Genomic DNA, 26,204 nt, shown 5'->3' with positions numbered 1-26,204 from the left:
CGCATGCCCCGGTGGCGCCTGCCGCCCGCCCGGGTCGCCCGCTCGTCCCTCCGGTCCTCCGCCCACCTGACACGCCGCTCTCGTCGTCGGGCTGGTTCCACACGCCCATATTCGCCCCTCCTGACGGGAGCCCTCCTTCTCCATGGCCACCTACCTGTACAAACTGGGCCGGTTCGCCTTCCGGCGACGGCGATACGTCGTACTCGTCTGGGTCGCGCTGCTCGCACTCGCCGGGATCGGGGCCGCGACGGCGCCGTCCGCGCCGTCCGACAACTTCACCGTGCCGGGTACCGAGGCCCAGAAGGCCTTCGACCTGCTGCACGAACGTTTCCCCGGCACCAATGCCGACGGCGCGAGCGCTCGCATGGTGTTCAAGGCACCGGACGGGCAGAAGGTCACCGCCGGGCCGGCCAAGGAGGCCGTGGAGAAGGCGGTCACCGAGCTCCGGCACATGCCGCAGCAGGCCACGGTCGGCGACCCGTACGCCGCCGACACCGTGAGCAAGGACGGGACGACGGCCTACGCGACGGTCACCTTCCAGGCCAAGTCGATGGAGATCACCGACGCGACGCACACCGCGATCGACACCGTCGCGGAGCACGGGCGCGACGCCGGGCTGACGGTGGAGACCGGCGGCACCGCGGTGCAGGCGTCGCCGTCGACAGGCAACAGCGAGGCGATAGGCATCGGCATCGCCGCGGTCGTCCTCCTGCTCACTTTCGGATCGCTGGTCGCGGCGGGGCTGCCGCTGCTCACCGCGATCATGGGTGTCGGCGTCGGTATCGCATCGATTACCGCTCTCGCGAGCACACTGGGACTGTCCAGCACGTCGTCGACACTGGCATCGATGATCGGTCTGGCCGTCGGTATCGATTACGCATTGTTCATCGTCTCTCGTCACCGTCACGAATTGATGGAGGGCCGTGACGGCGAGGAGGCGGCCGGACGCGCGGTCGGCACGGCGGGATCCGCGGTCGTCTTCGCCGGGCTCACGGTGCTGATCGCCCTCGCCGGACTCTCGGTCGTCAACATTCCGATGCTCACCAAGATGGGCCTGGCGGCGGCCGCCACGGTCGCCCTGGCCGTCCTGATCGCCCTCACGCTCATCCCCGCCCTGCTCGGTTTCGCCGGACCCAAGGTGCTCACCCGCAAGGTGCGCAAGGGCCGGGCCGTACCGTCCGACAAACCCAACATGGGCACCAGGTGGGCGAGGCTGGTCGTGCGGCGGCGCGTACCCTTCCTGCTCGCCGGGATCGTGGCGCTCGGGCTGGCGGCCGTGCCGATGACCAGCATGCAGCTGGGTCTGCCGGACGACGGTTCGCAGCCGGTGAGCACCACCCAGCGGCGGGCCTACGACATGCTCTCGGACGGCTTCGGGCCGGGCTTCAACGGTCCCCTCATGGTCGTCGTCGACGGTGCGCACACCGACAACCCCAAGGCGGCGGCGCAGGACGTCAAGCGGACGATCTCCGGCTTCGCCGACGTCAAGACGGTGACCGAGCCGTCGTTCAACCCCAAGGGCGACGCGGCAACGCTCACCGTGGTGCCCGTCTCCAAGCCGAGCAGTGCCCAGACCGAGGACCTGGTGCACGTCATCCGCGGCCATGCGGGTGAATTCGAGAGGACGACCGGCGCCGAGGTCCTGGTGACCGGAACGACCGCGATGAACATCGACGTCTCGCAGCGGCTGAACGACGCGCTGCTGCCCTACCTGGCGCTGGTCGTGGGGCTCGCGTTCCTGCTGCTGATGGTCGTCTTCCGGTCGGTGCTCGTGCCGCTGAAGGCCGCGCTGGGCTTCCTGCTGTCGGTGCTCGCGGCGCTCGGCGCCGTGGTGGCGGTCTTCCAGTGGGGCTGGCTGGCCGGCCTGCTGGGAGTGGAGCAGACCGGTCCGATCATGAGCATGATGCCGATCTTCATGGTGGGTGTGGTGTTCGGCCTCGCGATGGACTACGAGGTCTTCCTGGTCACCCGGATGCGCGAGGCCTATGTGCACGGGGAGACACCGGGGCAGGCGGTCGTCACCGGCTTCACCCACGGTGCGCGGGTGGTGTCCGCCGCCGCGGTCATCATGATCAGTGTCTTCGCCGGATTCATCGGATCGTCCGAATCGATGATCAAGATGATGGGCTTCGGCCTCGCGATCGCCGTGGCATTCGATGCGTTCATCGTCCGTATGACCATCGTGCCCGCGGTGCTCGCCCTGCTCGGGCGTGCCGCGTGGTGGCTGCCGCGCAGGCTGGACCGGGTGCTCCCGAACGTCGACGTGGAGGGCGAGCAGCTGCGCAAGGCGCTGGTGGAGCCGCGGGCCGACGACGACCAGGAGGAACGGGAGCCCGCCGTCGTCTGACGGCGTCCGCCGCCCCGCGGGCGGCGGCGTTCCGCCCGGCCGGCCGGCGCACAGCGCGTCAGCCGGCCGGTTCGTGCCCGCCTACGGTGAGGGTGAAGTGCGCGGCGCCGCGTTGACGTCGCCGCAGGGTGGTCGGTGGTGACCGGGCGTCAGCCGAGGACGGGCTGGTGCGTGCCGTTCTCGAAGCTCAGCAGCCAGCGCTTGCGCTCGATTCCGCCGCCGTAGCCCGTCATGCTGCCGTTCGCCCCGACCACCCGGTGGCAGGGCACGATGATGCTCACCGGGTTCCGGCCGTTGGCCAGTCCGACCGCGCGCGAGGCGGTGGGCTGCCCCAGGGCGGCGGCGAGTTCACCGTAGGAGACGGTCTCGCCGTACGGGATGTCGCGCAGCGCCTCCCACACCCGCTTCTGGAACGGGGTGCCCGTTGTCGACAGGTCGATGTCGAAGTCGCGGACGTCGCCGGCGAAGTAGCCCGTCAGCTGCTCGGCCGTGCGGGCGAGGACCGGGCGGTCAATGACCTCCACGCGCGGGCCGAACGTCTCCGGGGCCGGCAGGTGCCGCTGCTCGGTCATGTAGACGCCCGCGAGGCCACCCTCGCGGGTGACGAGTGTCAACGGGCCGACGGGGCTGTCGACAATCGCGTGGACGGTTGTGCCGGTGGTTGCGGTGGCCGTCGTGACAGTGGTGGGGGTCATCGTGCGATGCCTTCCGGGTGAGGGTTGTCGGTGGGCAGGACGTTGATCGGATGATCGCCCGTCGCCCACAGGTACTGCGTCGCGTAGGCACGCCACGGCTGCCAGGCGGCGGCGTGCCGCGTCAGTGCCGCGGGGGTCGCCGGGAGGCCGAGGTCGCGCGCGGCGTAGCGGATGCCGAGGTCGGTCGGCAGGAAGGCGTCGGGGTCGCCGAGCGCCCGCATGGCGATCGTCTCGACGGTCCAGGGACCGAAGCCCGGCAGGGCCGCCAGCTGCGCGCGTGCGCGCTGCCAGTCGCTCCCGACGTCCAGGTCCAGCGCGTCGTCCTCCAGGGCCCGCAGGAGCGCCGCCAGGGTGTTCCTGCGGCTCTGCGGCATCGCGAGCCCGGCGGGGTCGTGCCCGGCGAGGGCGGCGGTGGAGGGGAAGAGGTGGGTGAGGCCGCCCGCGGGGTCGTCCACGGGCTCCCCGTGGGCCGCGACAAGCCGCCCGGCGTGGGTCCGCGCGGCGGCAGTGGAGATCTGCTGTCCGAGCACCGCGCGTACGGCGAACTCGGGCCCGTCCGCGACCCGGGGGACCCGCCGTCCCGGCGCCTTGGCGACGAGCGGCGCGAGCACCGGGTCGGACGCCAGGAGCGCGTCGACCGCCTGAGGGTCGGCGTCCAGGTCGAGCAGACGGCGGCAGCGGCTGATGGCCTGTGCGAGGTCGCGCCAGTCGGTGAGCCACAGCCGGCAGCCGATGTGCTCGGGCAGCGGCCGCAGCTCCGCGATGCCGGTGCCGTGCGGCAGACGCAGGGTGCGGCGGAAGGCGCCCGCGCGCCATTCCTCGACGCCGGGCACGGCGGTCGCCGCCAGGTGCCCGAAGAGGTTGTCCGGGGTGAGGGGGCGGCGGAAGGGCAGCCGCAGAGACAGCGAGCCGGGGCTGGCGGCGGGACGCCCCTTGGCGACGCGGGCGCGCAGTTCTCCCGGCGCGAGGGCGAAGACCTCACGAACGGTGTCGTTGAACGTGCGGATGCTGGCGAATCCGGCGGCGAAGGCGATCTCGCCCATCGGCATGGCCGTGGTCTCGACGAGCAGCCGTGCGGTCTGGGCGCGCTGGGCACGTGCCAGGGCGAGCGGCCCGGCCCCGAGCTCCGCGAGCAGCTGGCGCTCGACCTGGCGGGCGCTGTAGCCGAGCCGTGCCGCCAGCCCCGGCACGCCCTCGCGGTCCACCACGCCGTCGGCGATCAGCCGCATGGCGCGGGCCACCAGGTCGGCGCGCTCGTTCCACTGCGGCGAGCCTGGGCTGGCGTCGGGGCGGCACCTCTTGCAGGCCCGGAAGCCGGCCTGCTGCGCCGCCGCCGCGCTCGGGTAGAAGGTCATGTTCACGACCTTCGGGGGCGTGACGGGACAGCTCGGACGGCAGTAGATGCGGGTGGTCAGCACCGCCGTGAAGAACCACCCGTCGAAACGGGCGTCCTTCGACTGGACGGCGCGGACGCAGGCGTCGAAGTCCGTATGCACCCTTCAAGCATCGCTCCTCGTCACGATGCCGGTCTGGCGGGAAAACGACATCGACGTGGCACCTGGTGCAGTCACGTGACGAGGGCGCCGCGGGCAGGTGCGGTGCGGTCAGTCCGAGACGCTGCTCTCCGGGACGTACCGCAGGTCGTCGTACTCCGGGTGCCGGTCGAGCCATCCGGCGATGAAGGGGCAGATGGCCAGGACGCGCAGCCCCTGCGCGCGGGCGCCGTCCATCGCGGTGCGGGCGAGCGCCGAGCCGACTCCACGCCCCTCGTACGCGTCGCCCACCTCGGTGTGGATGAAGGCGATCACCTCGGGTGTGCGCATGTAGGCGGCGGTACCGGCCAGGTCGTCATCGATCCTGGCCTCGTAGCGGTCGGCCTGCGGGGAGTCGGTGACCGTGACGGGCACGGCCCCGCCCGATGCTGCGGAATCCGTCACGACCGGTAGCCCTCCACCGTGGAGGACGGGCGGACGCGTGCGCCGCCGGGGTCCTCGCCCGCCTCGGACAGGGCGCGGCGCTGGCGCAGCAGGTCCCAGCACTGGTCCAGTTCGTGTTCCAGGGCGGTCAGGCGGGCGCGCTCGTCCGCGCCGTCGGAGTCGGATCCGGCGAGCAGTTCGCGCAGGGCCTTCTCGTCGGCCACCATCTCGCTGATCCGGCCGAGGATCGCCTGTTCGGCACCGGCGTCGTGGGGCTGTTGCACGGGTGACACCTCCCAAACGGGGTCGCTGTACTCCACTCTTGCAGGTCGCCGCGTCCCTCGCTCGGGGCGGAGCGGGCGCCGGGGGCGCTACGCGGGCCGCTCGGGCTGCGCCGGGCGGTCCCGGGGCTCCGGGTGCGGGCCGCCGCCCGCGGGGCCTGTGGCGGCCGCCTGGCGGCGCAGCCACGCCTCGATCTCGGTGCGCACCCGGCGCTCCATCGCCAGCGACATCTCGGCGTCGACGATGTCCTTGGCGAGCGGGCGCAGCCGCTGCATCGTGTCGGAGACGCGCCCGACGTGCTCGGGCGGCAGGTCGTCCAGCGGGCCCAGGACGTGCGTCTTGACGACCTGGGTGAAGAGTTCGGCGATCGCGTCGACGTGACCGCGCACCTCGCGCCCGGCGGCGAGCACCGCGGCCAGGGGCACGCCCTCGCGTACCAGCGCGGCCGACACGTCGAGCAGGCGGCGGCTGGTGTGCAGGGCGTTCTCGCCGTCGACGGAGATGTACCCGATCTCCAGGGCGGTGGTCAGGTTCTCCGGGCTGACGTCGTCGCCGAAGTGGTCCGCCAGTTCCTGCGGGGTCAGGACGACCGGGGTCTCGTCCGACCACGGCGCGGCCAGCGTCTCGTCGAGGCCGAGGAGTTCGGCGACGCCGCCCAGGGTGCGGCCCTTCTCCCACGCGGTGATCAGCTCGGCGATACCGCCGAGGGTGTGGCCGCGTTCGAGCAGCGCGGCAATGGTGCGCAGCCGGGCGAGATGGCTCTCGGAGTACCACGCGATACGCCCGTCGCGGCGCGGCGGCGGCAGCAGGCGCCGCTCCCGGTAGAAGCGCAGCGTGCGCACCGGTATGCCGGCCGCCTCCGCCAGTTCCTCCACGCGGTATTCGCGGGCGCCGGGGTGCTCGTCGGCGGTGTGTGCGCCGGAGGCACCCGGATCCGCCGTGCCTGTCTGGTCCACGCGGTCGTTCACCCGGCCAGCCTATGTGCTGGCGTAAGGGGCTTCATCCAGATGCGGCGGTCCTTACCGCGCGTTCTCCGAAGAGTTTCCGTCTGCCCCCTACCGCAGGTAACCCCCGTGTTCTACAGTCCTGACAATGCCAGTGATTGATGGCATGGTATGCCGCGGCTGGCGGGACCGGTGAGGGTCCCGGGCGCGGACGAGCGGCCGGCAGGAAGGGGCGGTGGCATGGACGACGACAACCGCGAGCACGTGCGGGTGGCGGTGATCGGATCCGGGTTCGGCGGGCTGGGGGCCGCCGTACGGCTGCGGCGCGAGGGGATCACCGACTTCGTGATCCTGGAGCGCGCCGACGCGGTCGGCGGCACATGGCGGGACAACAGCTACCCGGGATGCGCGTGCGACGTGCCTTCGCACCTCTACTCGTTCTCCTTCGCACCCAACCCCGACTGGCCGCGCGCGTTCTCCGGACAGCAGCACATCAGGGACTACCTGGAGCGCGTCGCCGACACCTTCGGGCTGCGTCCGCACCTGCGGTTCGGCGCGGAGGTGCGGCGGGCCCGCTGGGACGGCGCCCGGCGCCGCTGGGAGCTGACCACGGCGGCCGGTGAGCTGACGGCGGACGTCGTGGTCTCGGCGACCGGCCCGCTGTCCGACCCGAAGATCCCCGACGTCCCCGGCATCGAGAACTTCCCCGGCAAGGTCTTCCACTCCGCCCGCTGGGACCACGGCTTCGACCTCAAGGGCAAACGCGTGGCCATGGTCGGCACGGGCGCGTCGGCGATCCAGATCGTGCCGTCCATCCAGCCCGACGTCAGCAGGCTGACCGTCATCCAGCGCACCCCGCCGTGGGTACTGCCGCGCGTGGACCGGCCCGTCAGCGCGGCCGAGCGGTGGCTGCACGGGAAGGTGCCGAGCACGGCGAAAGCGCGGCGCGGAGCGCTGTGGATGATCCGGGAGTTCCAGGTGGGTGCGTTCGTCCGGCACCCGCGGCTGATGAAGGCGGCGGAGCGCCTGGCGCGCGGGCATCTGCGCCGCTCCGTCAAGGACCCGGCGCTGCGCGCGCGGCTCACTCCCGACTACACGATCGGCTGCAAGCGGATCCTGCTGTCCAACACCTACTACCCGGCGCTCGCGCAGCCGAACACCGAGGTGGTGACCGCGGCGCTCACCGAGGTGCGCGGTTCGTCCGTGGTCACCGCCGACGGGACCGAGCGCGAGGTCGACGCGATCGTCTTCGGGACCGGTTTCCACGTCACGGACATGCCTATCGGCGACCGCGTCGTCGGTGCTGACGGGCGCACGCTCAGCGAGCACTGGAAGGGGGGGATGGCCGCGCTGCGCGGCAGCACCGTCGACGGCTTCCCCAACCTGCTGTTCGTCATCGGCCCCAACACCGGCCTGGGCAACAGCTCGATGATCCTGATGATCGAATCATCGCTCAACTACGTCATCGATTATCTGCGGACGCTGGAGCGCACCGGCGCCGCGGCCCTCGACGCCCGGTCCGCCGCCGTCGCCTCGTGGAACGAGGAGGTGCAGCGCCGCGCCGCGCGCACGGTCTGGAACACCGGCGGCTGCAAGAGCTGGTACCTCGACGCCAACGGCCGCAACACGACGGCGTGGCCGGGGACCACGGCGGAGTTCCGCCGCGCGACCAGGCAGCTCGTCCTCTCCGAGTACGACCTGATCGCGCCCGCCGGGAGCGATCTCCCGCAGGTGGACGACGACCGCACGGTCGGGGCGGAGGTGGCGTCATGACGCACCCTTACGAGCCGGTGGCGCCGCGCAGGGCGTTCGAGGTGGCGTCCGCGGACGGGACCCGTATACATGTCGAGGAGTTCGGCCGCGCCGACGGCACGACCCTCGTCCTCTCGCACGGCTGGACGTGCTCGATCCTCTTCTGGGCGCCCGTCGTACGGCTCCTGGCGCCGGACTTCCGGATCGTCGCCTACGACCAGCGCGGTCACGGACGCAGCGCGCCGCCTGCCACCCGCAAGGGGTACGGCACCGGCGTACTGGCCGACGACCTCCAGGCCGTACTGGAGGCAGCCGTACCGGACGGCGAACGGGCCGTGCTCGCCGGCCACTCCATGGGCGGTATGACGATCATGGCGGCGTCCGGCCGGGAGCAGGTCACCCAGCGCACCGCGGCGGTACTGCTGGCCAGCACCGGCAGCGCGCGGCTGCTCGGCTCCACCGAGGTGCTGCCGCAGCGGCTGTCGGCGCGCTGGCTGCGCCGCGCCCTGCACCGCCAGCTGCTGGTGTCCCCGCTGCCGCTCGGCCCCGTCACCCCGCTGACGCGCGCCGCTTTCGCCTACGGCGTCCTGGGCGCCTCGCCGACCCGCGAACAGGCGGCGTTCACCGCGCGGATCGTCCACGCCTGCAAGGCGCGCCAACGGGCGGCCTGGGGACGGGTGCTGGCCGTGCTCGACCTGGACGCGGAACTCGCGGCGCTGTCCGCGCCCACCGCGGTCCTGGCCGGTACGCACGACAAGCTCACGCCGCCGAAGCACGCGCGCGGTATGGCGCGTGCGCTGCCGCACTGCGTGGGGCTGACCGAACTGCCCGGCCTCGGGCACATGACCCCGATCGAGGATCCGGCGGCCGTCGCGGCGCTCGTACGGTCGCTGGCCACCGACCATGCGGGGCAGCCGGCGGCGGGCGGGGCGGATTCCCGGAGGAGCGACGCCGTCGCGGAGGAGAAGAGCGCATGAGCCGATCAGGTGTGCAGGGCAAGGTGGTGGTGGTGACCGGCGCCGCCCGCGGGGTGGGCGAGCTGCTGGCCCGCAAACTCGCGGCGCGCGGGGCCCGGCTGGCGCTCGTCGGCCTCGAACCCGACGAACTGACGCGGGTGGCCGCCTCGCTGGACGGCGACGCCGCGTACTGGACGGCGGACGTCACCGATCGAGAGACGATGGCGCGCGTCGCCGACGAGGTGCTCGCGCGCTTCGGGCGGATCGACGTCGTGGTGGCCAACGCCGGGGTGGCGACCGGGGGTCCGTTCCTCGACGCCGACCCGGACGCGTTCGACCGCGTGATCCACGTCAACCTGCTGGGCAGCATCGCCACCGCTCGGGCCTTCCTGCCGGCGCTCGTCACCTCGCGCGGCTACCTGCTGCAGATCGCGTCGCTCGCCGCGATGACACCGGCGCCGATGATGGCGGCCTACTGCGCCAGCAAGTCGGGGGTCGAGGCCTTCGCACACAGCCTGCGTGCCGAAGTCGGGCACCAGGGTGTGGCGGTGGGCGTCGGCTACCTCTCCTGGACCGACACCGACATGGTGCGCGGCGCCGACGAGGACGACGTGCTGCGGGAGTTGCGGGCCCGGTTGCCGTGGCCGACGAACCGCACCTACCCCCTGGAGCCGGCCGTGGAACGTATCGCCGCGGGTATCGGGCGGCGTTCGCCGCACGTCTACGCCCAGTGGTGGCTGCGCGGAATGCAGTCCGTGCGCGGGTACTTGCCGGCGTTCATCGGAGGGCCGCTCGGGAGGCGGGAGATGCGCCGCGCCGCCCCCGCCCTGGCGCGCGGTGCCACCGCGCGGCGCGGGCTGGTCGGGAGGGGCGGGGCCGCGGACGAGTCGGCACGCGCCGCCGAACATCACGTTCCGTGACCGTAAAACCCCTCTGACCTGGGGTGATTGGCAGATGATTGCCCCGGGATGCGTGGCCCCTCCGCCCGTGTAAGTCTGATCGAGGCCGCTTCCCCACACACTCCAGGAGGAGTTCACCATGGGCGGTATGGACGACATGCGGAACAAGGCGAACGAGCTCGGCGAGAAGGCCAAGGGCGCTCGCCGCCAGGGTTCCGAGCAGGCCCAGGAGGGCATGCAGCGCGCCGGTCAGGAGGCGTCGGAGCGTACCGGTGGCCGGTCCGACGAGCAGGCCCAGCGCGGCCAGGAGCAGGCTCGCCGCCGCATGGGCGAGGACGCGAACGACGAGCCCCAGGACGACTGGAGCTGACGTCGCGCCGTGAGGCGGACGCGCTGATGCCGTGATCCGGGAAAGGGGTGCCCTGCGGGGCGCCCCTTTCTCCCTTCCCCTGCCCCGCCCCCCTGCCGCGTGCGGTACCGGTCAGGCGGACGGGGCGGCGGCCCGCAGCCGTTCGCGGCTGACGCGGTCGGCCCAGCGCGTCGTCTCCGGGAGCCGGAACTTCGGTGTCAGCCGCAGCGTGTGCGCGCAGGCGTTGTCCAGCCCTATGCCGTGTCCCACGGAGACGAACACCGGCTTGACGCCGGGCCGGGTGCGCAGCGCGCGCCCTACCACCTCGCCCTCCTCCGACGTCAGCGGCGCGCCCGCACCGCGCTCGTCGCCGACCTCTCCGTGCCCGAAGACGAACGGCGTCTTGGCCACCCCGAAGCAGGGCAGCCCCGTCAGCACTCCCAGATGCACCGCGAGCCCGGCGCGGCGCGGATGCGCGACGCCGTAGCCGTCGCACACCAGCAGCTGCGGTGTGTGCGCCAGCCTCTCCAGCGCCGCCAGCACCGACGGCAGTTCGCGGAAGGCCAGCAGGCCGGGGACGTACGGGAAGGTGACGCTTCCTTCCACGACGGCGACCTCGACCGGTTCCAGACTCGTCGCGTCCAGCACCACGGCCGCCGCCACTAAGGCGTCGCTGTCGGTGGCATAGGACACGTCCACACCCGCGACCAGGCGTATGTCCTCCGGCGCCGGTCCGGCGGACGTGAGATCGGCCAGGGCGCGCAGGCGCTCCTGCTCGGCGAGGGCCTCCGCCTCCGTCCGCGGCCAGGAGGCGGGGCGTGCGCTGCTGTGGGTGTCCATGACGCCAGGCTGCCATGGTGGGGGCGCGCGGCGCTCCTGGCAGGTGTCAGGGTGCGAGGGCGCTCCTTCAGCTGCGCGGGGGCAGCGGGGGGCGGGAACGGTCGGGGCGGTCGGAGAGGTCCGGCGGGTTGGCGGCGGGATGCTGGGAGAGCAGCGTCAGCGCGGTGCGGACGGCGACATCGAGCTGGCCGTGCCGCCCTTCCGCCCAGTCCAGCGGGGTCCGCAGACTCTCGATGTCGGGGGCCACCCCTTGATTCTCGATGGACCATCCGTACGCGTCGAACCATGCGGCGTTCATCGGAACGGTGATGACGGTGCCGTCGCCGAGCCGGTGGCGGCCGGTCATCCCGACGACCCCGCCCCAGGTGCGCAGGCCCACCACCGGGCCGAGGCCGAGCAGTTTGAACGCGGCGGTGATCATGTCGCCGTCGGAGGACGTCGCCTCGTCCGCGACGGCCACGATCGGACCGCGAGGGGCGTTGCCGGTGTACGAGACGGGCTGGGCGTTGCGGGTGATGTCCCAGCCCAGCACGGTGCGGGTGAGTTTCTCGATGACCAGCTCGCTGATGTTCCCGCCGGCGTTGCCGCGGACGTCGACGATCAGCGCGTCGTAGGCGACCTCCTTGCGCAGGTCGCGGTTGAACTGCGCCCACCCGGAGCCGCCCAGGTCGGGGATGTGCAGGTAGCCGCACCGGCCGCCGCTGAGGCGGCGTACGACCTTGCGGCGCCGGGCGACCCAGTGCTGGTAGCGCAATGGTCGATCATCGATTAGCGGGACGATGGCGACGCGACGCGGCGGGCCGCCGCCGGGCGGGCGGAACGTCAGCTCCACCGTGGTGCCGCCCGCACCGGCCAGCAGCGGGAAGGGGCCCGACAGCGGGTCCACCGGGCGGCCGTCGACATGGGTGAGGACGGCTCCCTCGCGGATGCCGGTGCCCGCGAGCGGGGAGCGCGCCTTGGAGTCCGACGACTCGCCCGGCAGGATGCGCACGACCGTCCATGTGCCGTCCTTGTTGTGCTGGAAGTCGGCGCCGAGCAGGCCGATGGGCCGCTGGTAGTGCGGCGGGCCCTCGTTGCGGCGGGCGGCGGCGACGTACGCGTGGGACGTGCCCAGCTCGCCGAGGACCTCGCGCAGCAGGTCGGCGAACTCGTCGGGCGTGGCCACCCGGTCCACCAGCGGCCGGTACTGGTCGAGGACGCCGGGCCAGTCCACGCCGCACATGTCCGGTGTCCAGAAGTAGTCGCGGATCAGGCGGCCCGCCTCGGCGTAGGACTGCCGCCATTCCGCGGCGGGTTCGACCTCGTGCAGGATGCGGCGCATGTCGACGTAGACGGTGGTGTCGTCGTCACCGCGCTCGTTGGCGGGCAGGACCGCCAGTTCGCCCTCGTCGTAGACGGCCAGGCGGCGGCCGTCGCCGCTGACGGCGTACCAGTCCATGTGCCGGACCAGCTCGGTCTTCTTGGACTTCCCGAGGCTGTAGAACTCCAGCGTGGGGCGCGCGGAGGGGTCGGTCGGGTTGACGAAGGTCTCGCCCAGGGCGCCGGAGATCGGCCAGCGCAGCCAGACCAAGCCACCTTGCACCGGTTCGAGCGAGGAGTACTTGGACGCCGGTACGGGAAAGGGCGTCACCCGGTCAGGCAGTCCCTCGGCCTCGACGACGACGGGGCCGTCACTGTCGCCGCCGCTCTCGCCGGGGTCGAGGCCGCTGCCGACCGGACCGCCGTCGATGGGCAGTGCGAAGGGCGACGGTGTCGCCGAGTTGAGCGGGACGAGGTAAGGGCGGCAGCCCAGGGGGAAGGACAGGTCGCCGGTGTGGACGTCGTACACCGGGTCGAAGCCCCGCCAGGAGAGGAACGCGAGGTAGCGGCCGTCGCGGGTGAAGACCGGCTGCTCGTCCTCGAAACGGCCGTTGGTGACATCGATGATCGTGCTGTCGGACAGTCGGGCGATCTTCACCGAACGCAGTGAGCGGCCGACGCCGGGGTGCGACCACGTCAGCCAGGCCGAGTCGGGGGAGAAGGCGATGTCACGGACCGGGCCGTTGGTGGAGCGGATGAGTTCGGTGACCGTTCCGGCCGGGTGCCGGGGCACGTCGTCGAGGTCGCTGCCGATGTCGTCGTAGTCGGACGGGCCCTCGCCGGCGCCGGTGGCCACCAGGAGCAGGCGTCCGTCGTTCGAGGCGACCGCGAGAGTCCCGCCGTCCGGGGTCGACACCAGCTCCAGGACACGGCCGAGGCGGCCCACCGCCAGGCGGGTGGGGGCGTTGGGATCGTTCACCGGTGGTGGGGGTGGGGCGCCCTCGGAGCCGCTGGCGCCGCCGACAGGTGCGAGAACACCGTCGACGTACGCCACTCGTGTGGAGCCCGTTCTGACCGTGTGGCTATCGATGGGCGATGGGCGGTCATCGTCTTTCGCTGAACGCTCGTCGCCTACCCCCGCGCGCGCCGACGCGCCCGCCACCGGAACGGTGTCAGGCGCAGTGCCGACGGGCTCAGGCGCGGTGAGCGCGGCGGCCACGTCGGCGGCCGACTCGGGGCCGCGGCTGAGCGCGCGGGAGGCCCGGCCGGGGAGCGGGGCCAGTTCGATGCCGTCCTCTCCCTCGGCATCCGTCACGTAGCCGACCAGACCGGTGTCGCCGAGCATCTCCGGTAGCCGGACGCGCGCGCCGGCGGTGTCGGCGACGGTGCGGGCCGGGCCGTCGCGGTGGGTGAGCCAGTACAGGCTGCCGCGGACGCACACCGCACTGGCGCGGCCCAGGCCGTCGACGGCCAGGCCGTGGATGTTCGAGGCGGCGGGCACATGGTACGGGCGACGGCCGCTGCGGGCGCCGCCGAGGCGGACGTCCAGGCGGCGCGGTTCGGCGTCTTCCGCGAGGTCGTCCACCAGCCACAGCGCGCCGGCGCACTGGTAGACGACGCGGTTGCCGTCGGTGGCGGCGTTGCGGGCGTAGAAGTCGGCGTGGTCGGTGTGGCGGCGCAGGCCGGTGCCGTCGGGGAGGCAGGAGTACAGGTTGCCGATGCCCTCGTGGTCCGAGAGGAAGGCGATACGGCCGCCGACGAACATGGGGGAGGCGAGGTGCCCGTCGATGTCCGGCACCAGACGCTCGCCGTGCAGCCACAGTCTGCCCGTCGCCCCGCCGCGGTAGCGCTTCCAGGCGTGCGGCTCGTGTGGCGGTGTACCGGTGAGCAGCAGGGTGCGGCGCTCGGTGCCGCCGCCTTCGGCGGCGGGCTCGTCGTGGACGGCGATGTCCGAGACCGGGCCCCAGGGCAGCGGGCCGCCTGGGCCGCCCTCCACCGGCACACTGTGCGCCCAGGTGAAGTAGGAGAAGGCCTGGCCGTGCGACGACACCGCGAGGATGTGGCCGTCCGGGGTCCAGGAGCAGACGCGCGTGTCGGTGCTGCCCCAGTAGGTGAGCCGCCGCGAGGTGCCGCCGTCGGACGGCACCAGATGCACCTCGGGGTCCAGGCTGCGCCAGGTGGTGAAAGCGATCATCGATCCGTCTGGCGACAGGCGCGGCGGGCCGACCCGGGTGCGGTCGGCGGTCACCCGCCAGGCGCGGCCGGGGGAGCCGCCCGGCGGGCCGAGCGGGGCGACCCAGATGTCGTCCTCCGCGACGAAGCAGAGCATGTCGCCGTGCAGATGCGGAAACCGTAGGTACGCGCCGTCGCTCACCTCATCTATGGTTCGGGGCTGCTTCGCGGGCAGCAACTTTTCACCCCGGTGCGCCCCCGGAGTGCGTCATCGCGCCGGGCGACCGCCGGGGTACGGTCCGATGGACGTGTACCGGATGATCCGATGGTGCGGTGGTCGGACGGGCGACCCGCCCGATGGCCGGCAGGACGTGGGGAGGCAGGCGTGGAAGCGGAGACCATCGCTACGGAGCGGCTCACACTGCTGCCGCTGGCGGCGCATCACGCGGAGGAGATGGCCGAGGTGCTGGCGGACCCGCGGCTGCACGAATTCATCGGGGGAGTACCGCTGAGCGTTGATCGATTGCAGGTGCGGTACGAGCGGCTGGTGGGGGGTTCCGGGGACGCGGATGTCGCCTGGTGCAACTGGGTGGTGCGGCTCGATTCGGCCGACCGTCTGACCGGGACGGTGCAGGCGACCGTCACCGGCACGCGGGCCGAGGTCGCCTGGGTGGTGGGTGCGCCCTGGCAGGGGCAGGGCGTCGCGAAGGAGGCGGCGCGCGGTCTGCTGACCTGGCTGCGTGCGAAAGAGGTGACGACGGTCGTCGCGCACGTTCATCCGGAGCACGCGGCGTCCGCGGCGGTGGCCGCAGCGATCGGGCTGGCGGCCACCGACGAGCGGCATGACGGTGAGGTCAGATGGCGGGCGGACATCCGATGAACCGCGACCATTCGCCATCGCCTCTCGACCATGGGCCATCGCCCGTCGATGACATCGCCCCAGCCTTCTGCTCGGGGCGACAGGGACGCGCGGGTGAGGTCGCGGTGCCGCCGGGTCCGTGATGTCGGGTGGGAATCGAGGAGCGGTGGGTGATCGTCGCCTATCGAGAGTCGGATCGGCGGAACATCGGATGAGCCGTCCGGGCCTGCCGGGGTGCTGACCGGGCGGGGGCCGCTCGCGTAACGTGCATTACCGCCGAGTAGGTCGGTGGCAGTGGACGCGTGGAGCAGGAGGCGGGCGGATGGCGCTGGACGCGGACGTCGTAGTGGTGGGCGCGGGTCTGGCGGGGCTGGTGGCCACCGCCGAGCTGGCCGACGCGGGGCGGAAGGTGATCCTGGTCGACCAGGAGCCGGAAGCGTCGATCGGGGGCCAGGCGTTCTGGTCGTTCGGCGGCCTGTTCTTCGTGGACTCGCCCGAGCAGCGCCGTATGCGCATCCGTGACAGCAGAGAGCTGGCGCTCCAGGATTGGTTCGGCACGGCCGGCTTCGACCGCCCCGAGGACCACTGGCCGCGCCAGTGGGCCGAGGCGTACGTCGATTTCGCCGCCGGTGAGAAGCGGGCGTGGCTGCACGGGCAGGGGCTGCGCATCTTTCCCGTCGTCGGGTGGGCCGAGCGCGGTGGTTTCCTGGCCACCGGGCCGGGGAATTCGGTGCCGCGTTTCCACATCACGTGGGGTACGGGCCCGGGTGTGGTGGAGCCGTTCGAGCGGCGGGTGCGCGAGGCTGTGGCGCGCGGCCGGGTGGAGTTGCGCTTCCGGCACCGGGTGACGGGGCTGACGACCACGGACGGCGCCGTCGACGGGGTGACCGGTGAGGTGCTGGTGCCGAGCGACGCGGAGCGCGGTACGGCGAGTTCGCGCGAGGTCGCGCGGGATTTCGCGCTCAGGGCGCAGGCCGTCGTCGTCACGAGCGGAGGGATCGGCGGCAACCACGACCTGGTGCGCGCGGCCTGGCCGGAGCGGCTCGGCACGCCGCCGAAGAAGCTGCTGTCGGGGGTGCCGGCGCACGTGGACGGCCTGATGCTGGGCATCACGGGCGCCGCGGGCGGGTCGCTCGTCAACGGCGACCGCATGTGGCATTACACCGAAGGCATCGAGAACTGGAACCCGATCTGGGCCCGGCACGGCATCCGTATCCTGCCGGGGCCCTCGTCGCTGTGGCTGGACGCGACGGGGAAGCGGCTTCCCGTGCCGTACTTCCCCGGGTTCGACACGCTCGGGACGCTTGAGCACATCATGCGGACCGGTCATGAATACACGTGGTTCGTCCTCACGCAGAAGATTATCGAGAAGGAATTCGCGCTGTCGGGCTCGGAGCAGAACCCGGATCTCACCGGGCGCAGTGTGCGCGACGTGCTGAAGCGGGTGCTACCCGGTGCGCCCGGACCGGTGGAGGCCTTCAAGCGCAACGGCGCGGACTTCGTGGTCGAGCGCGAACTCGGCGCCTTGGTGCGCGGCATGAACGCCCTCACCGGCGAGGACCTGGTGGACGAGGACGCGCTGCGCCGCGAGATCGAGGCCCGGGACCGGGAAATCGCCAACACCTACACCAAGGACCTCCAGGTCACGGCCATTCGCGGGGCGCGCAACTACATCGGCGACAAGCTGATCCGTACCGCTTCCCCGCACCGGCTGCTGGATCCGAAGGCGGGGCCGCTGATCGCGGTGCGGCTGAACATCCTGACCAGGAAGTCGCTCGGCGGGCTGGAGACGGACCTCGAAGGGCGCGTTCTCGCCCGGCCGGACGCGTCCGGAACCGGAGGGGGCGCGGGCGGGCGCGGCGAGCCGCTGGGCGGGCTGTACGCGGCCGGTGAGGCCGCCGGGTTCGGGGGCGGCGGGGTGCACGGCTACCGGTCGCTGGAGGGGACGTTCCTGGGCGGGTGCATCTTCTCCGGGCGTGCTGCGGGCAGGGCGGCTGCCGCGGCCACGGCGTAGCGGCGGCTCCCGTCCGCCGCGCGCGCTTCCCGCGCGTGACCCGGCACGTACCCCGGCGTGTACGACGGCGCGTACGGCGCCGTCACGGCGGCGTACCCGTCCCCGTACCCCTCGCCGCGGAGTCCGACACCTGGTGTCCGCCGCAAGCGTCCCTGCGCGCAGATGTGCCGCGCAGACGGGACGGTCGGCACATTGCCGCGCCTGCCCGTCACCTGACGGTCCTTCGGGCCGCGAACGCGGCGGGACGCGCGGCGGGTGCCGGGGCGCGTACGGCGTCGGGTACGGCGCGGCGCTGACCCGCGTGACCTGCGCGGACACGGGCTCCGGCGGGCAACTGGGGTCGGACGGCGGCGCCTTGTCGTGCTTCAAGCATTGACAGGAGCAGGAGGGCTCCGCACTATGGGAGCGCTCCCACGTTAAGAGTGTGTAACCGAAACAAGAACCACCGCACCACCTCCCATGGCCTCTCGAAGCCGTTTCGAAAGGCCCATCCCCCCTATGGAGGTTGTTCGCACATGGCAGTCCCGATTGTCCGACGCAGAACCGCGGCCATTGCCGCGGGTCTGATGGTCATTGCCTCCGGCGGTATCGCCGCCGCCCTGAACGCGCCGTCCGCTTCGGCCGCCACGGCCGGTTGCTCGGTCGACTACAGCCTCAACGACTGGGGCAGCGGCTTCACCGCGTCGGTGACCGTCACCAACACCGGCCCCGCGGTGACCAGCTGGAATCTCGGCTGGACCTTCGCCGGCAACCAGAAGGTCACCTCCGGCTGGAACGCCACCATCACCCAGTCGGGTGCGGCCGTCAGCGCCGCGAGCCTGTCGTACAACGGGGCGATCGCGACCGGCGGGACGACGAACTTCGGCTTCCAGGGCACCTACAGCGGTACCAATGCCAAGCCGAGCTCGTTCACCCTGAACGGCGTCACCTGTGGTGGCACCGGTGGCACCAACGGCGGTTCGACGGGCGGCACCACGCCTCCCACCACCCCGCCGACCACGCCGCCGACGACCCCGCCGACCACGCCGCCCACCACCCCGCCGACCACGCCTCCGCCCGGTCAGAAGGTGGACAACCCCTACGTCGGGGCCAAGGGCTACGTCAACTCGGAGTGGTCCGCCCTTGCGGCCGGGGACGGCGGCCAGGCCATCGCCAAGCAGTCGACCGCGGTGTGGCTCGACCGGATCGCCGCGATCAACGGCGTCAACGGCGGCATGGGTCTGAAGGCGCACCTGGACGCGGCCGTCCAGCAGGCCGCCGGCCAGCCGCTCACGATCGAGCTCGTGATCTACGACCTGCCGGGCCGCGACTGCGCCGCGCTCGCCTCCAACGGTGAGCTCGGCCCGACGGACATCGGCAAGTACCAGACCGACTACATCGACCCGATCACCGCGATCGAGGGCAACGCCGCGTACTCGAACCTGCGCATCGTCAACATCATCGAGCCCGACTCGCTGCCGAACCTCGTCACCAACGCGGGCGGCACCGCCGGTTCGACGGACGCCTGCGCGACCATGAAGGCGAACGGCAACTACGAGAAGGGCGTCAGCTACGCCCTGTCGAAGCTGGGCGCCCTCGGCAACACCTACAACTACATCGACGCCGGCCACCACGCCTGGCTGGGCTGGGACAGCAACCTCGCCCCGTCCGCCCAGGAGTTCTACAAGGTCGCGACGAGCAACGGCGCCAGCCTGGCCGACGTCCAGGGCTTCATCACCAACACGGCGAACTACAGCGCCACCGTGGAGCCCAACTTCAAGGTGACGGACAACGTCAACGGCACCACCGTGCGTCAGTCGAAGTGGGTCGACTGGAACAACTACGTGGACGAGCAGTCGTACGCGCTCGGCCTGCGCAACCAGCTGATCTCCGACGGCTTCCCGTCCAGCATCGGCATGCTGATCGACACCGGCCGCAACGGCTGGGGCGGCACCGCCCGTCCCACCGGTCCGGGCGCGACGACCAGCGTGGACACCTACGTCGACGGTGGCCGCATCGACCGCCGCATCCACGCCGGCAACTGGTGCAACCAGTCCGGTGCGGGCATCGGAGCGCGGCCGACGGCCGCTCCCGCGAGCAACATCGACGCCTACGTGTGGGTCAAGCCGCCGGGTGAGTCCGACGGCGCGAGCTCTGCCATCAGCAACGACGAGGGCAAGGGCTTCGACCAGATGTGCGACCCGACCTACGGTGGCAACGCGCGCAACGGCAACAACCCGACGGGTGCGCTGCCGAACTCCCCGCTGGCGGGCCACTGGTTCTCGGCCCAGTTCCACCAGCTGATCGCCAACGCATACCCGCCGCTCTCGTAAGCGACAGCAGCCGATAGCGGATCCCCCCACCGGGCCCGTAACGGGGCCGCCTCCGGGTCACCAGACCCGGACCGCGGTCCCGGTACGGGCCCGCCGCCGTTGTTGGGCACGACCTGACCGCCGTGCCTCCGGCCCCTCCCCGCTTCCCCCCCGCGGCCGGTTGTCGTACCCCTCGTGCACCATGGAGGGGACGCGACAGCAGCAGCGGACAAGCCGCCCCACCGGCGGCGGAGGGCCCGGCGGAGAGGAGGCGGCCGATGGACGGCATCGAGGTGCACGGGGTGGTCGAGCCCGGCTACGAGCCGGTACGCGCCGCCTTCGCGGGCAATTTCGCCCGGCGCGGCGACCGCGGGGCGGCGGTCTCGGTCTACCGGCACGGGCGCCGCGTCGTCGACCTGTGGGGCGGCACGGCCTCCCCGGAGGGCGGCGCGCCGTGGCGCGAGGAGACGGCGCAGACGGTGCGGTCGGCGACCAAGGGCGTGGCCGCGGCCTGCCTGCTGCTGCTCCACCAGCGCGGCCAGCTCGACCTGGACGCGCCCGTGGGCGCCTACTGGCCGGAGTTCAAGGCGCGCGGCAAGGAGCGGGTGACGGTGCGGGACGTGCTGGCGCACCGCGCCGCGGTGCCCGCGCTGGACGAGCCGCTGACCCCGCAGCAGGCGCTCGACGGGACGTCGGGGCCGCGCGCGGTGGCCGCCCAGCAGCCGCTCTTCGCACCCGGCAGGGAACACGGCTACCACGCGCAGACCTTCAGCTGGCTCGCCGGCGAGCTGGTGCTGCGCGCCTCGGGGCGGACGATCGGCCGCTTCACCGCCGAGGAGATAGCGCGGCCGCTGGGTCTGGACCTGTGGATAGGACTGCCGGACGACCGGACGGGCCAGGTCGGCACGATCGCCGACATCGCGGCACCCGAACCGGCCGTGTCCGGGGTGCTGCGCAGCCGGCCCAAGCGGTCCGTGCACGACGCGTACGCCGACGCCGGCTCGCTCACCCGGCGGGCCTTCGCCGCGATCACGCCGCTGCCGGACGAGAACGACCCGGCCTACCGCGCCGGGGAACTCGCCGCCTCCGGCGGCATCGCCACCGCCCGGTCGCTCGCCCGCTTCTACGCGGCGCTGGTGGGCGAGGTGGACGGCGGGCCCCGGCTGTTCGCGCCCGCGACGGTGACGGCGGCGAGGACCCCGGAATCGGAGGGGCCCGACCGGGTGCTGGTCGTCAACACCCTCTTCGGGCTCGGCTACATGCTGCACGGCCCGGCCGCCCCCCTGCTCGGCCCCGGCTCCTTCGGCCACCCGGGCCGCGGCGGCAGCCTGGCCTTCGCCGACCCGGACACCGGCACGGGCTTCGGCTACGTCACCAACGGCATGCAGCGCAACGTCACCGCCGACCCCCGCGCACAGGCTCTGGTCAGGGCGCTCAGGGAGTGCATACGCTGACCGCATGGGCGGACGCTTCGAGTCGTACGGTGTGATCGTCACAGGCGGTGCGCGCGGCATCGGGGAGGCCACGGCGCGGCGGTTCGCCGCCGAGGGCGCGGGGGTGCTGATCGCCGACATCGACGCGGAGGCCGCCGAGGCGACCGCGGCCGCCGTCCGCGCGGCGGGCGGCAGGGCCGAGGCCTGTGGCTGCGACGTGGCCGACCGCGAGGCCGTGGACGCGGCGGTGGCCCGCGCGGTCGACGCCTTCGGGACGCTGGACGTGCTCGTCAACAACGCCTATCGATGCGCCGAGCACCCGGGTGCCTTCGAGGACGAGGACGACGAGGACTGGCGGCTCGACCTCGACATCACGCTCGTCGGCGCGATGCGCTGCACCCGCGCGGCGCTGCCGCACCTGGCCGCGGCGCCCGGCCGGCGCGGCGCGGTGGTCAACATCGGCTCGGTCAACGGCCTCGCCTACTTCGGCAACCACTCCTACAGCGCCGCCAAGGCGGGGCTGATGTCGCTGACCCGCACGCTGGCGGTGCAGTCCGCGCCCCGCGGGGTGCGCGTCAACCTCGTCGCGCCGGGCACCGTGCGCACCCCGGCCTGGGCGGGCCGCGAGTCGGCGGTCGACGCCGCGGCGGCCCTCTACCCGCTGGGCAGGGTCGGCGAACCCGCGGACATCGCGGGCGCGGTCACTTTCCTCGCCTCGTCGGACGCGGCCTGGATCACCGGCGTGACGCTGCCGGTCGACGGCGGCATCCTCATCAGCAACCCCGGCTTCACGGCGGCTGTCGGGGCCGCCGAGGCGGGCGACGCGCCGTAGCCGCCGGGGGAGTCCCGCGGGGCCGGGCCGCAGGTGTAGGGACAGCGGTGTAGGGCGAAGGTCCGGGTGGTGCGGGCACTGCCGGGCCGCCGAGGATGCCGGCGTGACGACTCCGCCCTTCGACGTCGACCTTGTTCTCCGCGCGCAGCTCACTGCCCGGGTGGCGACCGGCGGGCCGACCGTGCGGCCGGGGTGGTTCCTGCGGCGGGACGAGGCCGGGGCGCGGCGGACCTGCGGATCGCCCTCGTGGTGGACGTGCGCAGCATCGCGACCGGTCCCGTGCGGCAGGCCGTCGTCCGCGGGCGGGCCGAACGGGTGCCCTTCGACGTGCCGCGCGGGCGGCGCATGCTCGTCCGCCACCTGTACGGCGACCCGGCCGGCCACGGCACGGTGTGGCTGCGTACGGCGCCGGCGTCGTTGACCGCGTGCGACCTCAGGTACGTGCCCGCCGGTGCCGGGACCGGCGCATGACCACTCGGGGGCGCTGACCTCGCGGTGACCCGCGCCAGGTGCGCGCGTTGGACGGGCGGCCGGTCCTCGCGCGCGGACATCTGACCGCGATTGTTTCGCGGATCCGGGAAGAGGCAGCGGCCTTGTACGGTTGTCATTCGTAGTACGAACTAATATCGTTCGTGCTACGAATGAAGATCGCCTATCGATTATGGGGTACGGAACATGAGCAGCACCGTGGTGGTCGTCGGCGGCGGGTACGGCGGGTCCAGTGTCGCCAAGGCACTGGACGCGGAGGACGGGGTGGACGTCGTCCTGGTCGAGCCGAGGGACGCGTTCGTGCACGCGGCCGGTTCGCTCCGGGCGCTGGTGAAGCCGGAGTGGGCCGGAAACATCTTCTTTCCGTACGACGGGCTGCTGGCGCGCGGGCGGGTGGTGAGGGATCGCGTGGCGGCTATCGATAGCGATGCTCGCGGCGTCACCCTCGCCGGTGGCGAACGGATCGCCGCGGACTACGTCGTGCTGGCCACCGGGTCGGACTACCCGTTCCCGGCGAAGAGCGACAGCGACGTCTCCGCCGAGGCGCTGGACCGGCTGCGGGCGGCGCACAAGGAGCTGTCGGCGGCCGGGCGTGTGCTGATCACCGGCGCGGGGCCGGTCGGGCTGGAGCTGGCGGGGGAGATCGCCGCGGTGTGGCCCGGCAAGCGCGTCACCCTGCTCGACCCGGCCGACGAGATCATGCCGGCCTTCGCGCCCGAACTGCGCGCCGAGCTGCACCGCCAGCTCGCCGCCCTGGGCGTGGAACTGCGGCTCGGCGCCGCGCTCGCCGCGCAGCCGCCGACGCCCGCCGGGCGGGCGGGGGCGTTCACGGTGGCGACCACCGCGGGGGACACGGTCGAGGCGGACATCTGGTTCCGCTGCCACGGGGTGCGGGTGAACGGCGGCTACCTCGCCGGCAGTCTGGACGCAGACGCGCTGAGCGAGCACGGGCAGGTGCGGGTGACCGCCACCCTCCAGGTGCGCGGCCATGAGCGGCTGTACGCGCTCGGTGACCTCACCGACCTGGCCGAGGCCAAGATGGCGGGCTACGCGATGAAGCACGCCGCGGTCGTGGCGGCGAACGTCGCCGCACAGGTGCGCGGTGAGCGGCCCGCCGCGACGTACACGCCCTCCCCGGTGCCGTCGGTGCTGCTGCCGCTCGGGCCGGACGGCGGGGTCGGGCAGGTGCCCGCCGAGGAGCCCGGCACCCCGCCCACGCTGCTGCCCGCCTCGGCGGTCGCCGCGTACAAGGGTGCCGACCTGTTCACCGGGCGCTTCGCCGAGCTGTTCGGCACCGCCTGAGGCGCACCGCCGGGGCTGCTGCCGTCAGCGGTGCGAGGCCGCCGCCTCGTGGTCGAGGAAGACCACCGGCACCTGGTTGTCCGTCACGACGCGGCCCAGCAGCGCGGCCATGGTGTCGCGGTCGGCGGGCGGCAGGCCCTGGGGGAGGAGTTCGACGCGGCGGCACGTCTCGGCGTAGAAGGCGTCGACCAGCGTCGTGCCCTCGCCGGTGAGGGCGACGCGTACCGCCCGCCCGTCCTCCGGGTCGGGTTCGCGGCGCACCAGGCCGCGCTGGGCGGTGCGGTCGACCAGACCGGTCAGGCTCGACTTGGCCAGGCCCAGCGTCTCCCCGAGGTCGGCCATCCCGCGCGGCTGCGGCATCAGCACGCACAGCAACTGGCCCTGCTGGCTGGTGATGCCGTACTCCCGGGCCGTCTCGGCGTAGACGGCGTTGACGAGGAAGGCGGCGCGCACCAGCGCGGTCGCGATGCTCATGTGCCCGCCGTCGTCCCTGCCCATGGCGTTCAGGGTACTTCGGCCGCGGCCGCCGCGGCGGGGCGTTGTCAGACCCTCCGCCTAGTGTGGGCGCAGACGACGGGGGGTCGGGACGGGCGGCGTGCGTACGCGTGCGCCTGCCCGTCCGTTGCCGCGGCCGGCGGGCCCCGCCCCAGGAGGGGGATGGCGGGTCCCGCCGGACCGCGGGCGGTGGTCCGGCGGGAGCGCGGCCTGTCGGGCGGCCGGGAGCGGTCAGGCGGCGGCTTTGAGCACGCTCGCGACGATCGGTCCCGCCGAGGCGTTGCCGTGGCCGCCGCCCAGGACGACGCCGGCGGCGGCGACATGTCCGGCGTAGGCGGTGAACCAGCCGTCGGCCTGGCCCTCGTTCTCCTCCGCCGAGCCGGTCTTGGCGCCGTACGGACTGGCGACGCCGTGCAGCAGGCCCGCCGCCGTGCCGTGGTCGGCGGTCTCCTTCATCATCTGCTTCAGCCCCTGCTGCACGTAGCCGGGCAGCCGGGTGGTGGGGATGGTGGTGCGGTTCTCGATCAGGCTCTTGTCCTGGAGGATCGTCGGCTGCAGGAACTTCCCGTTGACCACGGTGGCGGAGACCGACGCCATGTTCAGGGTGGACATCAGCACCTGCCCCTGGCCGATCATCTCCGAGGTGAACTCGTCGCCCGTGCCGCCCGGGATGCTGCCGTCGGGGGTGCCGGTGCCGACGAACCAGGGCAGGGATTTACCGTCGAGGCCGAAATACTTCTTGCCGACCTGGGCGAGACCGTCGGGCTGGTCGAGGTTCGCGGCGAGCCGGATGAAGCCGGTGTTGCAGGACTGGGCGAAGTCCCAGGCCAGGTTGGCGCCCTCGTTGTTCCGGGTGACATTGCTGTAGGGCTTGCCGCTGGCGAAGTTGTCGCCCTTGACGCACCGGGAGGGCGAGCTCGGGCCGATCCCGTTCGGGTAGGCGCTCGAATGCGGGGCCAGCATCAGCGCGGTGGCCGTGACGATCTTGAAGGTGGACCCGGGGGCCTTGAGGGCCAGCGCGTAGTTCACGCCGCCGGGCGGGTTGCTGGCCATTGCCAGGATCGCGCCGGTCCTGGTGTCGAGGGCGGTGACGCCCGCCTGTGTCGCGGAGGTGACCGCCTTCTCCGCCGCGGCCTGGAGCGTGGCGTCCAGCGTGGTCTTCAGCCGGGCGTTCTTGCCGGGCTTGACCACCAGCAGGGTCTTGACGGTGTCCTGGTGGGCGTCGGCGATGTACGTCTCGATGCCCGGTGTGCCGCCCGAGCCGCTGTAGCGCTTGCGCAGGTCGGTGAAGACGTCGGTCAGGCCCGGGTACTTGTCGGCCGTCATGACCTTGCCGTGGCGGTCCACCAAGTCCAGCTGCGGCGAGGTCGCCTGGCCGGTGATTATCGATTGGTTCGCCTGGACGCCGGGCACCAGCAGATCGGGCGTCCACTTCACGACCGGCTCGCCGCTCAGGTTGCGATCGACGGTCAATTGGGAGCTGTAGTCCCACTCCTTCGGCGGCAGGTTCGCGTATGTGACGGTCGCCTTCACCGTGAAGGGCACGGTCGTCCCGTTCAGCGGCTGCGGGGTCGCGGTGACCTTGCTGACCTTCGCGTCCTGGATCAGCGACGTCATCGCCGCCGTCGACGTCTGCAGCGAGTCCGTGAGGACCGCGGCCTTCTTCACGTCACCCGCCGACCATGCGGCGAGAAAGGCCGCGGCCGTCTTGGTGATGTCCCCGGCCGCGACCGGCGCGGCGGTGTCCGCGACCGTGCGGTCCTTGTTGCCGCTCCCGCCGCCCCCGTTGTCGTTCAGGCCGCTGTAGATGTTGTACGCGCCGTATCCCGCGACGCTCAGCATGACGACCAGGACCGTTCCCACGATCCCGATCTTCGCTCCAGGTGCCAACGGCATCCCGAGTCCCCCTGTCCCCACCCCTGAACGCGTTCAAATGATCGCGTTCCCCGCGCACTTTACGGGACGGGTGTGACGGGACAGGTCTCGAATGCAACACGGCTTCGTCCCCGATCTGTTCCGGCGGCCGCGCCGCCGGAAC

The 26,204-nt window shown here is 72.6% G+C and carries 21 protein-coding genes; 12 read left to right on the top strand and 9 right to left on the bottom strand.

All coding sequences use genetic code 11. From position 1 onward, the window contains the following. The first annotated feature begins 142 nt into the window (after positions 1-142). Positions 143-2,347: an MMPL family transporter gene (locus ACWERV_RS05755; protein WP_452929226.1), complete on the top strand. Its 2,205-nt coding sequence runs from the start codon at positions 143-145 to the stop codon at positions 2,345-2,347. 149 nt (positions 2,348-2,496) lie between these two features. Here the strand turns inward: ACWERV_RS05755 and ACWERV_RS05750 are convergent, their stop codons facing one another. From ACWERV_RS05750 to ACWERV_RS05730, 5 genes are all read right to left on the bottom strand, one after another. Then, on the bottom strand, positions 2,497-3,042 hold the full coding sequence (locus tag ACWERV_RS05750; RefSeq protein ID WP_452929224.1) for a methylated-DNA--[protein]-cysteine S-methyltransferase: 546 nt from the start codon (positions 3,040-3,042) through the stop codon (positions 2,497-2,499). After that, complete coding sequence (locus ACWERV_RS05745; protein WP_452929221.1) at positions 3,039-4,538, bottom strand: AlkA N-terminal domain-containing protein; 1,500 nt, start codon at positions 4,536-4,538, stop codon at positions 3,039-3,041. The genes ACWERV_RS05750 and ACWERV_RS05745 overlap by 4 nt, the downstream gene beginning before the upstream one ends. 108 nt (positions 4,539-4,646) lie before the next feature. After that, entirely contained in the window at positions 4,647-4,949 is a 303-nt protein-coding gene (locus tag ACWERV_RS05740) for a GNAT family N-acetyltransferase (RefSeq protein WP_452929321.1), read from the bottom strand. Positions 4,950-4,975: 26 nt separating this feature from the next. Next, a complete protein-coding gene (locus ACWERV_RS05735) occupies positions 4,976-5,242 on the bottom strand; it encodes a DUF2630 family protein (protein WP_398177193.1) in 267 nt (88 codons plus the stop codon). Positions 5,243-5,329: 87 nt separating this feature from the next. After that, positions 5,330-6,208: a MerR family transcriptional regulator gene (locus tag ACWERV_RS05730; protein ID WP_452929218.1), complete on the bottom strand. Its 879-nt coding sequence runs from the start codon at positions 6,206-6,208 to the stop codon at positions 5,330-5,332. Positions 6,209-6,424: 216 nt separating this feature from the next. On the opposite strand from ACWERV_RS05730, the gene ACWERV_RS05725 reads away from it, so the two are divergent. The 4 genes from ACWERV_RS05725 to ACWERV_RS05710 all read left to right on the top strand — a co-directional run bounded on the left by ACWERV_RS05725 (position 6,425) and on the right by ACWERV_RS05710 (position 10,161). Beyond that, a complete protein-coding gene (locus ACWERV_RS05725; RefSeq protein WP_452929215.1) occupies positions 6,425-7,957 on the top strand; it encodes a flavin-containing monooxygenase in 1,533 nt (510 codons plus the stop codon). Next, on the top strand, positions 7,954-8,913 hold the full coding sequence (locus ACWERV_RS05720; protein WP_452929212.1) for an alpha/beta fold hydrolase: 960 nt from the start codon (positions 7,954-7,956) through the stop codon (positions 8,911-8,913). Before ACWERV_RS05725 ends, ACWERV_RS05720 begins: the two co-directional genes overlap by 4 nt. Continuing rightward, complete coding sequence (locus tag ACWERV_RS05715; protein ID WP_452929209.1) at positions 8,910-9,812, top strand: SDR family oxidoreductase; 903 nt, start codon at positions 8,910-8,912, stop codon at positions 9,810-9,812. The genes ACWERV_RS05720 and ACWERV_RS05715 overlap by 4 nt, the downstream gene beginning before the upstream one ends. Before the next feature lie 118 nt (positions 9,813-9,930). Then, the gene (locus ACWERV_RS05710) at positions 9,931-10,161 is read left to right on the top strand and encodes an antitoxin (protein ID WP_452929206.1); all 231 of its coding nucleotides are present in this window, start codon (positions 9,931-9,933) and stop codon (positions 10,159-10,161) included. 111 nt (positions 10,162-10,272) lie between these two features. Here the strand turns inward: ACWERV_RS05710 and ACWERV_RS05705 are convergent, their stop codons facing one another. Continuing rightward, complete coding sequence (locus tag ACWERV_RS05705) at positions 10,273-10,980, bottom strand: endonuclease V (RefSeq protein WP_452929204.1); 708 nt, start codon at positions 10,978-10,980, stop codon at positions 10,273-10,275. Positions 10,981-11,047: 67 nt separating this feature from the next. Continuing rightward, positions 11,048-14,608: a S41 family peptidase gene (locus ACWERV_RS05700; protein ID WP_452929318.1), complete on the bottom strand. Its 3,561-nt coding sequence runs from the start codon at positions 14,606-14,608 to the stop codon at positions 11,048-11,050. 168 nt (positions 14,609-14,776) lie between these two features. Between ACWERV_RS05700 and ACWERV_RS05695 the strand changes: the two genes are divergently transcribed. The 7 genes from ACWERV_RS05695 to ACWERV_RS05665 all read left to right on the top strand — a co-directional run bounded on the left by ACWERV_RS05695 (position 14,777) and on the right by ACWERV_RS05665 (position 23,671). Continuing rightward, positions 14,777-15,331: a GNAT family N-acetyltransferase gene (locus tag ACWERV_RS05695; RefSeq protein ID WP_452929201.1), complete on the top strand. Its 555-nt coding sequence runs from the start codon at positions 14,777-14,779 to the stop codon at positions 15,329-15,331. A gap of 301 nt (positions 15,332-15,632) precedes the next feature. Further along, positions 15,633-17,324 (top strand): FAD-binding dehydrogenase, encoded by a 1,692-nt coding sequence (locus ACWERV_RS05690; RefSeq protein ID WP_452929199.1) that lies wholly within the window; start codon positions 15,633-15,635, stop codon positions 17,322-17,324. A 515-nt stretch (positions 17,325-17,839) separates the two neighbouring features. Then, positions 17,840-19,636: a glycoside hydrolase family 6 protein gene (locus tag ACWERV_RS05685; protein WP_452929197.1), complete on the top strand. Its 1,797-nt coding sequence runs from the start codon at positions 17,840-17,842 to the stop codon at positions 19,634-19,636. Positions 19,637-19,893: 257 nt separating this feature from the next. Next, the gene (locus ACWERV_RS05680) at positions 19,894-21,069 is read left to right on the top strand and encodes a serine hydrolase domain-containing protein (RefSeq protein ID WP_452929194.1); all 1,176 of its coding nucleotides are present in this window, start codon (positions 19,894-19,896) and stop codon (positions 21,067-21,069) included. A gap of 4 nt (positions 21,070-21,073) precedes the next feature. After that, complete coding sequence (locus ACWERV_RS05675; RefSeq protein WP_452929191.1) at positions 21,074-21,880, top strand: SDR family NAD(P)-dependent oxidoreductase; 807 nt, start codon at positions 21,074-21,076, stop codon at positions 21,878-21,880. Positions 21,881-22,126: 246 nt separating this feature from the next. Then, complete coding sequence (locus ACWERV_RS05670) at positions 22,127-22,351, top strand: hypothetical protein (RefSeq protein WP_452929188.1); 225 nt, start codon at positions 22,127-22,129, stop codon at positions 22,349-22,351. Between the two features lie 204 nt (positions 22,352-22,555). After that, complete coding sequence (locus tag ACWERV_RS05665; RefSeq protein ID WP_452929186.1) at positions 22,556-23,671, top strand: NAD(P)/FAD-dependent oxidoreductase; 1,116 nt, start codon at positions 22,556-22,558, stop codon at positions 23,669-23,671. Between the two features lie 24 nt (positions 23,672-23,695). Here ACWERV_RS05665 and ACWERV_RS05660 read toward each other — a convergent pair whose 3' ends face one another. Further along, positions 23,696-24,145 carry a MarR family winged helix-turn-helix transcriptional regulator gene (locus ACWERV_RS05660; protein ID WP_452929315.1) on the bottom strand — a complete coding sequence of 150 codons (450 nt, stop codon included), beginning with the start codon at positions 24,143-24,145 and terminating at the stop codon, positions 23,696-23,698. A gap of 252 nt (positions 24,146-24,397) precedes the next feature. After that, the gene (locus ACWERV_RS05655) at positions 24,398-26,029 is read right to left on the bottom strand and encodes a penicillin-binding transpeptidase domain-containing protein (protein ID WP_452929183.1); all 1,632 of its coding nucleotides are present in this window, start codon (positions 26,027-26,029) and stop codon (positions 24,398-24,400) included. Positions 26,030-26,204 lie beyond the last annotated feature (175 nt).

Source organism: Streptomyces sp. NPDC004031, from assembly GCF_053604375.1.
The sequence above is the reverse complement of the archived record's forward strand: the minus strand, read 5'-3'. Positions and strand labels throughout refer to the sequence as shown.

What these genes read in the sequence shown, in the direction of transcription:
- ACWERV_RS05720 (WP_452929212.1), top strand. Translation starts at nt 7,954, where the DNA reads ATGACGCACCCTTACGAGCCGGTGGCGCCGCGCAGGGCGTTCGAGGTG.
- ACWERV_RS05690 (WP_452929199.1), top strand. Translation starts at nt 15,633, where the DNA reads ATGGCGCTGGACGCGGACGTCGTAGTGGTGGGCGCGGGTCTGGCGGGG.
- ACWERV_RS05695 (WP_452929201.1), top strand. Translation starts at nt 14,777, where the DNA reads ATGGTGCGGTGGTCGGACGGGCGACCCGCCCGATGGCCGGCAGGACGT.
- ACWERV_RS05685 (WP_452929197.1), top strand. Translation starts at nt 17,840, where the DNA reads ATGGCAGTCCCGATTGTCCGACGCAGAACCGCGGCCATTGCCGCGGGT.
- ACWERV_RS05665 (WP_452929186.1), top strand. Translation starts at nt 22,556, where the DNA reads ATGAGCAGCACCGTGGTGGTCGTCGGCGGCGGGTACGGCGGGTCCAGT.
- ACWERV_RS05750 (WP_452929224.1), bottom strand. Translation starts at nt 3,042, where the DNA reads ATGACCCCCACCACTGTCACGACGGCCACCGCAACCACCGGCACAACC.
- ACWERV_RS05725 (WP_452929215.1), top strand. Translation starts at nt 6,425, where the DNA reads ATGGACGACGACAACCGCGAGCACGTGCGGGTGGCGGTGATCGGATCC.
- ACWERV_RS05680 (WP_452929194.1), top strand. Translation starts at nt 19,894, where the DNA reads ATGGACGGCATCGAGGTGCACGGGGTGGTCGAGCCCGGCTACGAGCCG.
- ACWERV_RS05715 (WP_452929209.1), top strand. Translation starts at nt 8,910, where the DNA reads ATGAGCCGATCAGGTGTGCAGGGCAAGGTGGTGGTGGTGACCGGCGCC.
- ACWERV_RS05660 (WP_452929315.1), bottom strand. Translation starts at nt 24,145, where the DNA reads ATGAGCATCGCGACCGCGCTGGTGCGCGCCGCCTTCCTCGTCAACGCC.
- ACWERV_RS05700 (WP_452929318.1), bottom strand. Translation starts at nt 14,608, where the DNA reads ATGCTCTGCTTCGTCGCGGAGGACGACATCTGGGTCGCCCCGCTCGGC.
- ACWERV_RS05710 (WP_452929206.1), top strand. Translation starts at nt 9,931, where the DNA reads ATGGGCGGTATGGACGACATGCGGAACAAGGCGAACGAGCTCGGCGAG.
- ACWERV_RS05755 (WP_452929226.1), top strand. Translation starts at nt 143, where the DNA reads ATGGCCACCTACCTGTACAAACTGGGCCGGTTCGCCTTCCGGCGACGG.
- ACWERV_RS05675 (WP_452929191.1), top strand. Translation starts at nt 21,074, where the DNA reads ATGGGCGGACGCTTCGAGTCGTACGGTGTGATCGTCACAGGCGGTGCG.
- ACWERV_RS05705 (WP_452929204.1), bottom strand. Translation starts at nt 10,980, where the DNA reads ATGGACACCCACAGCAGCGCACGCCCCGCCTCCTGGCCGCGGACGGAG.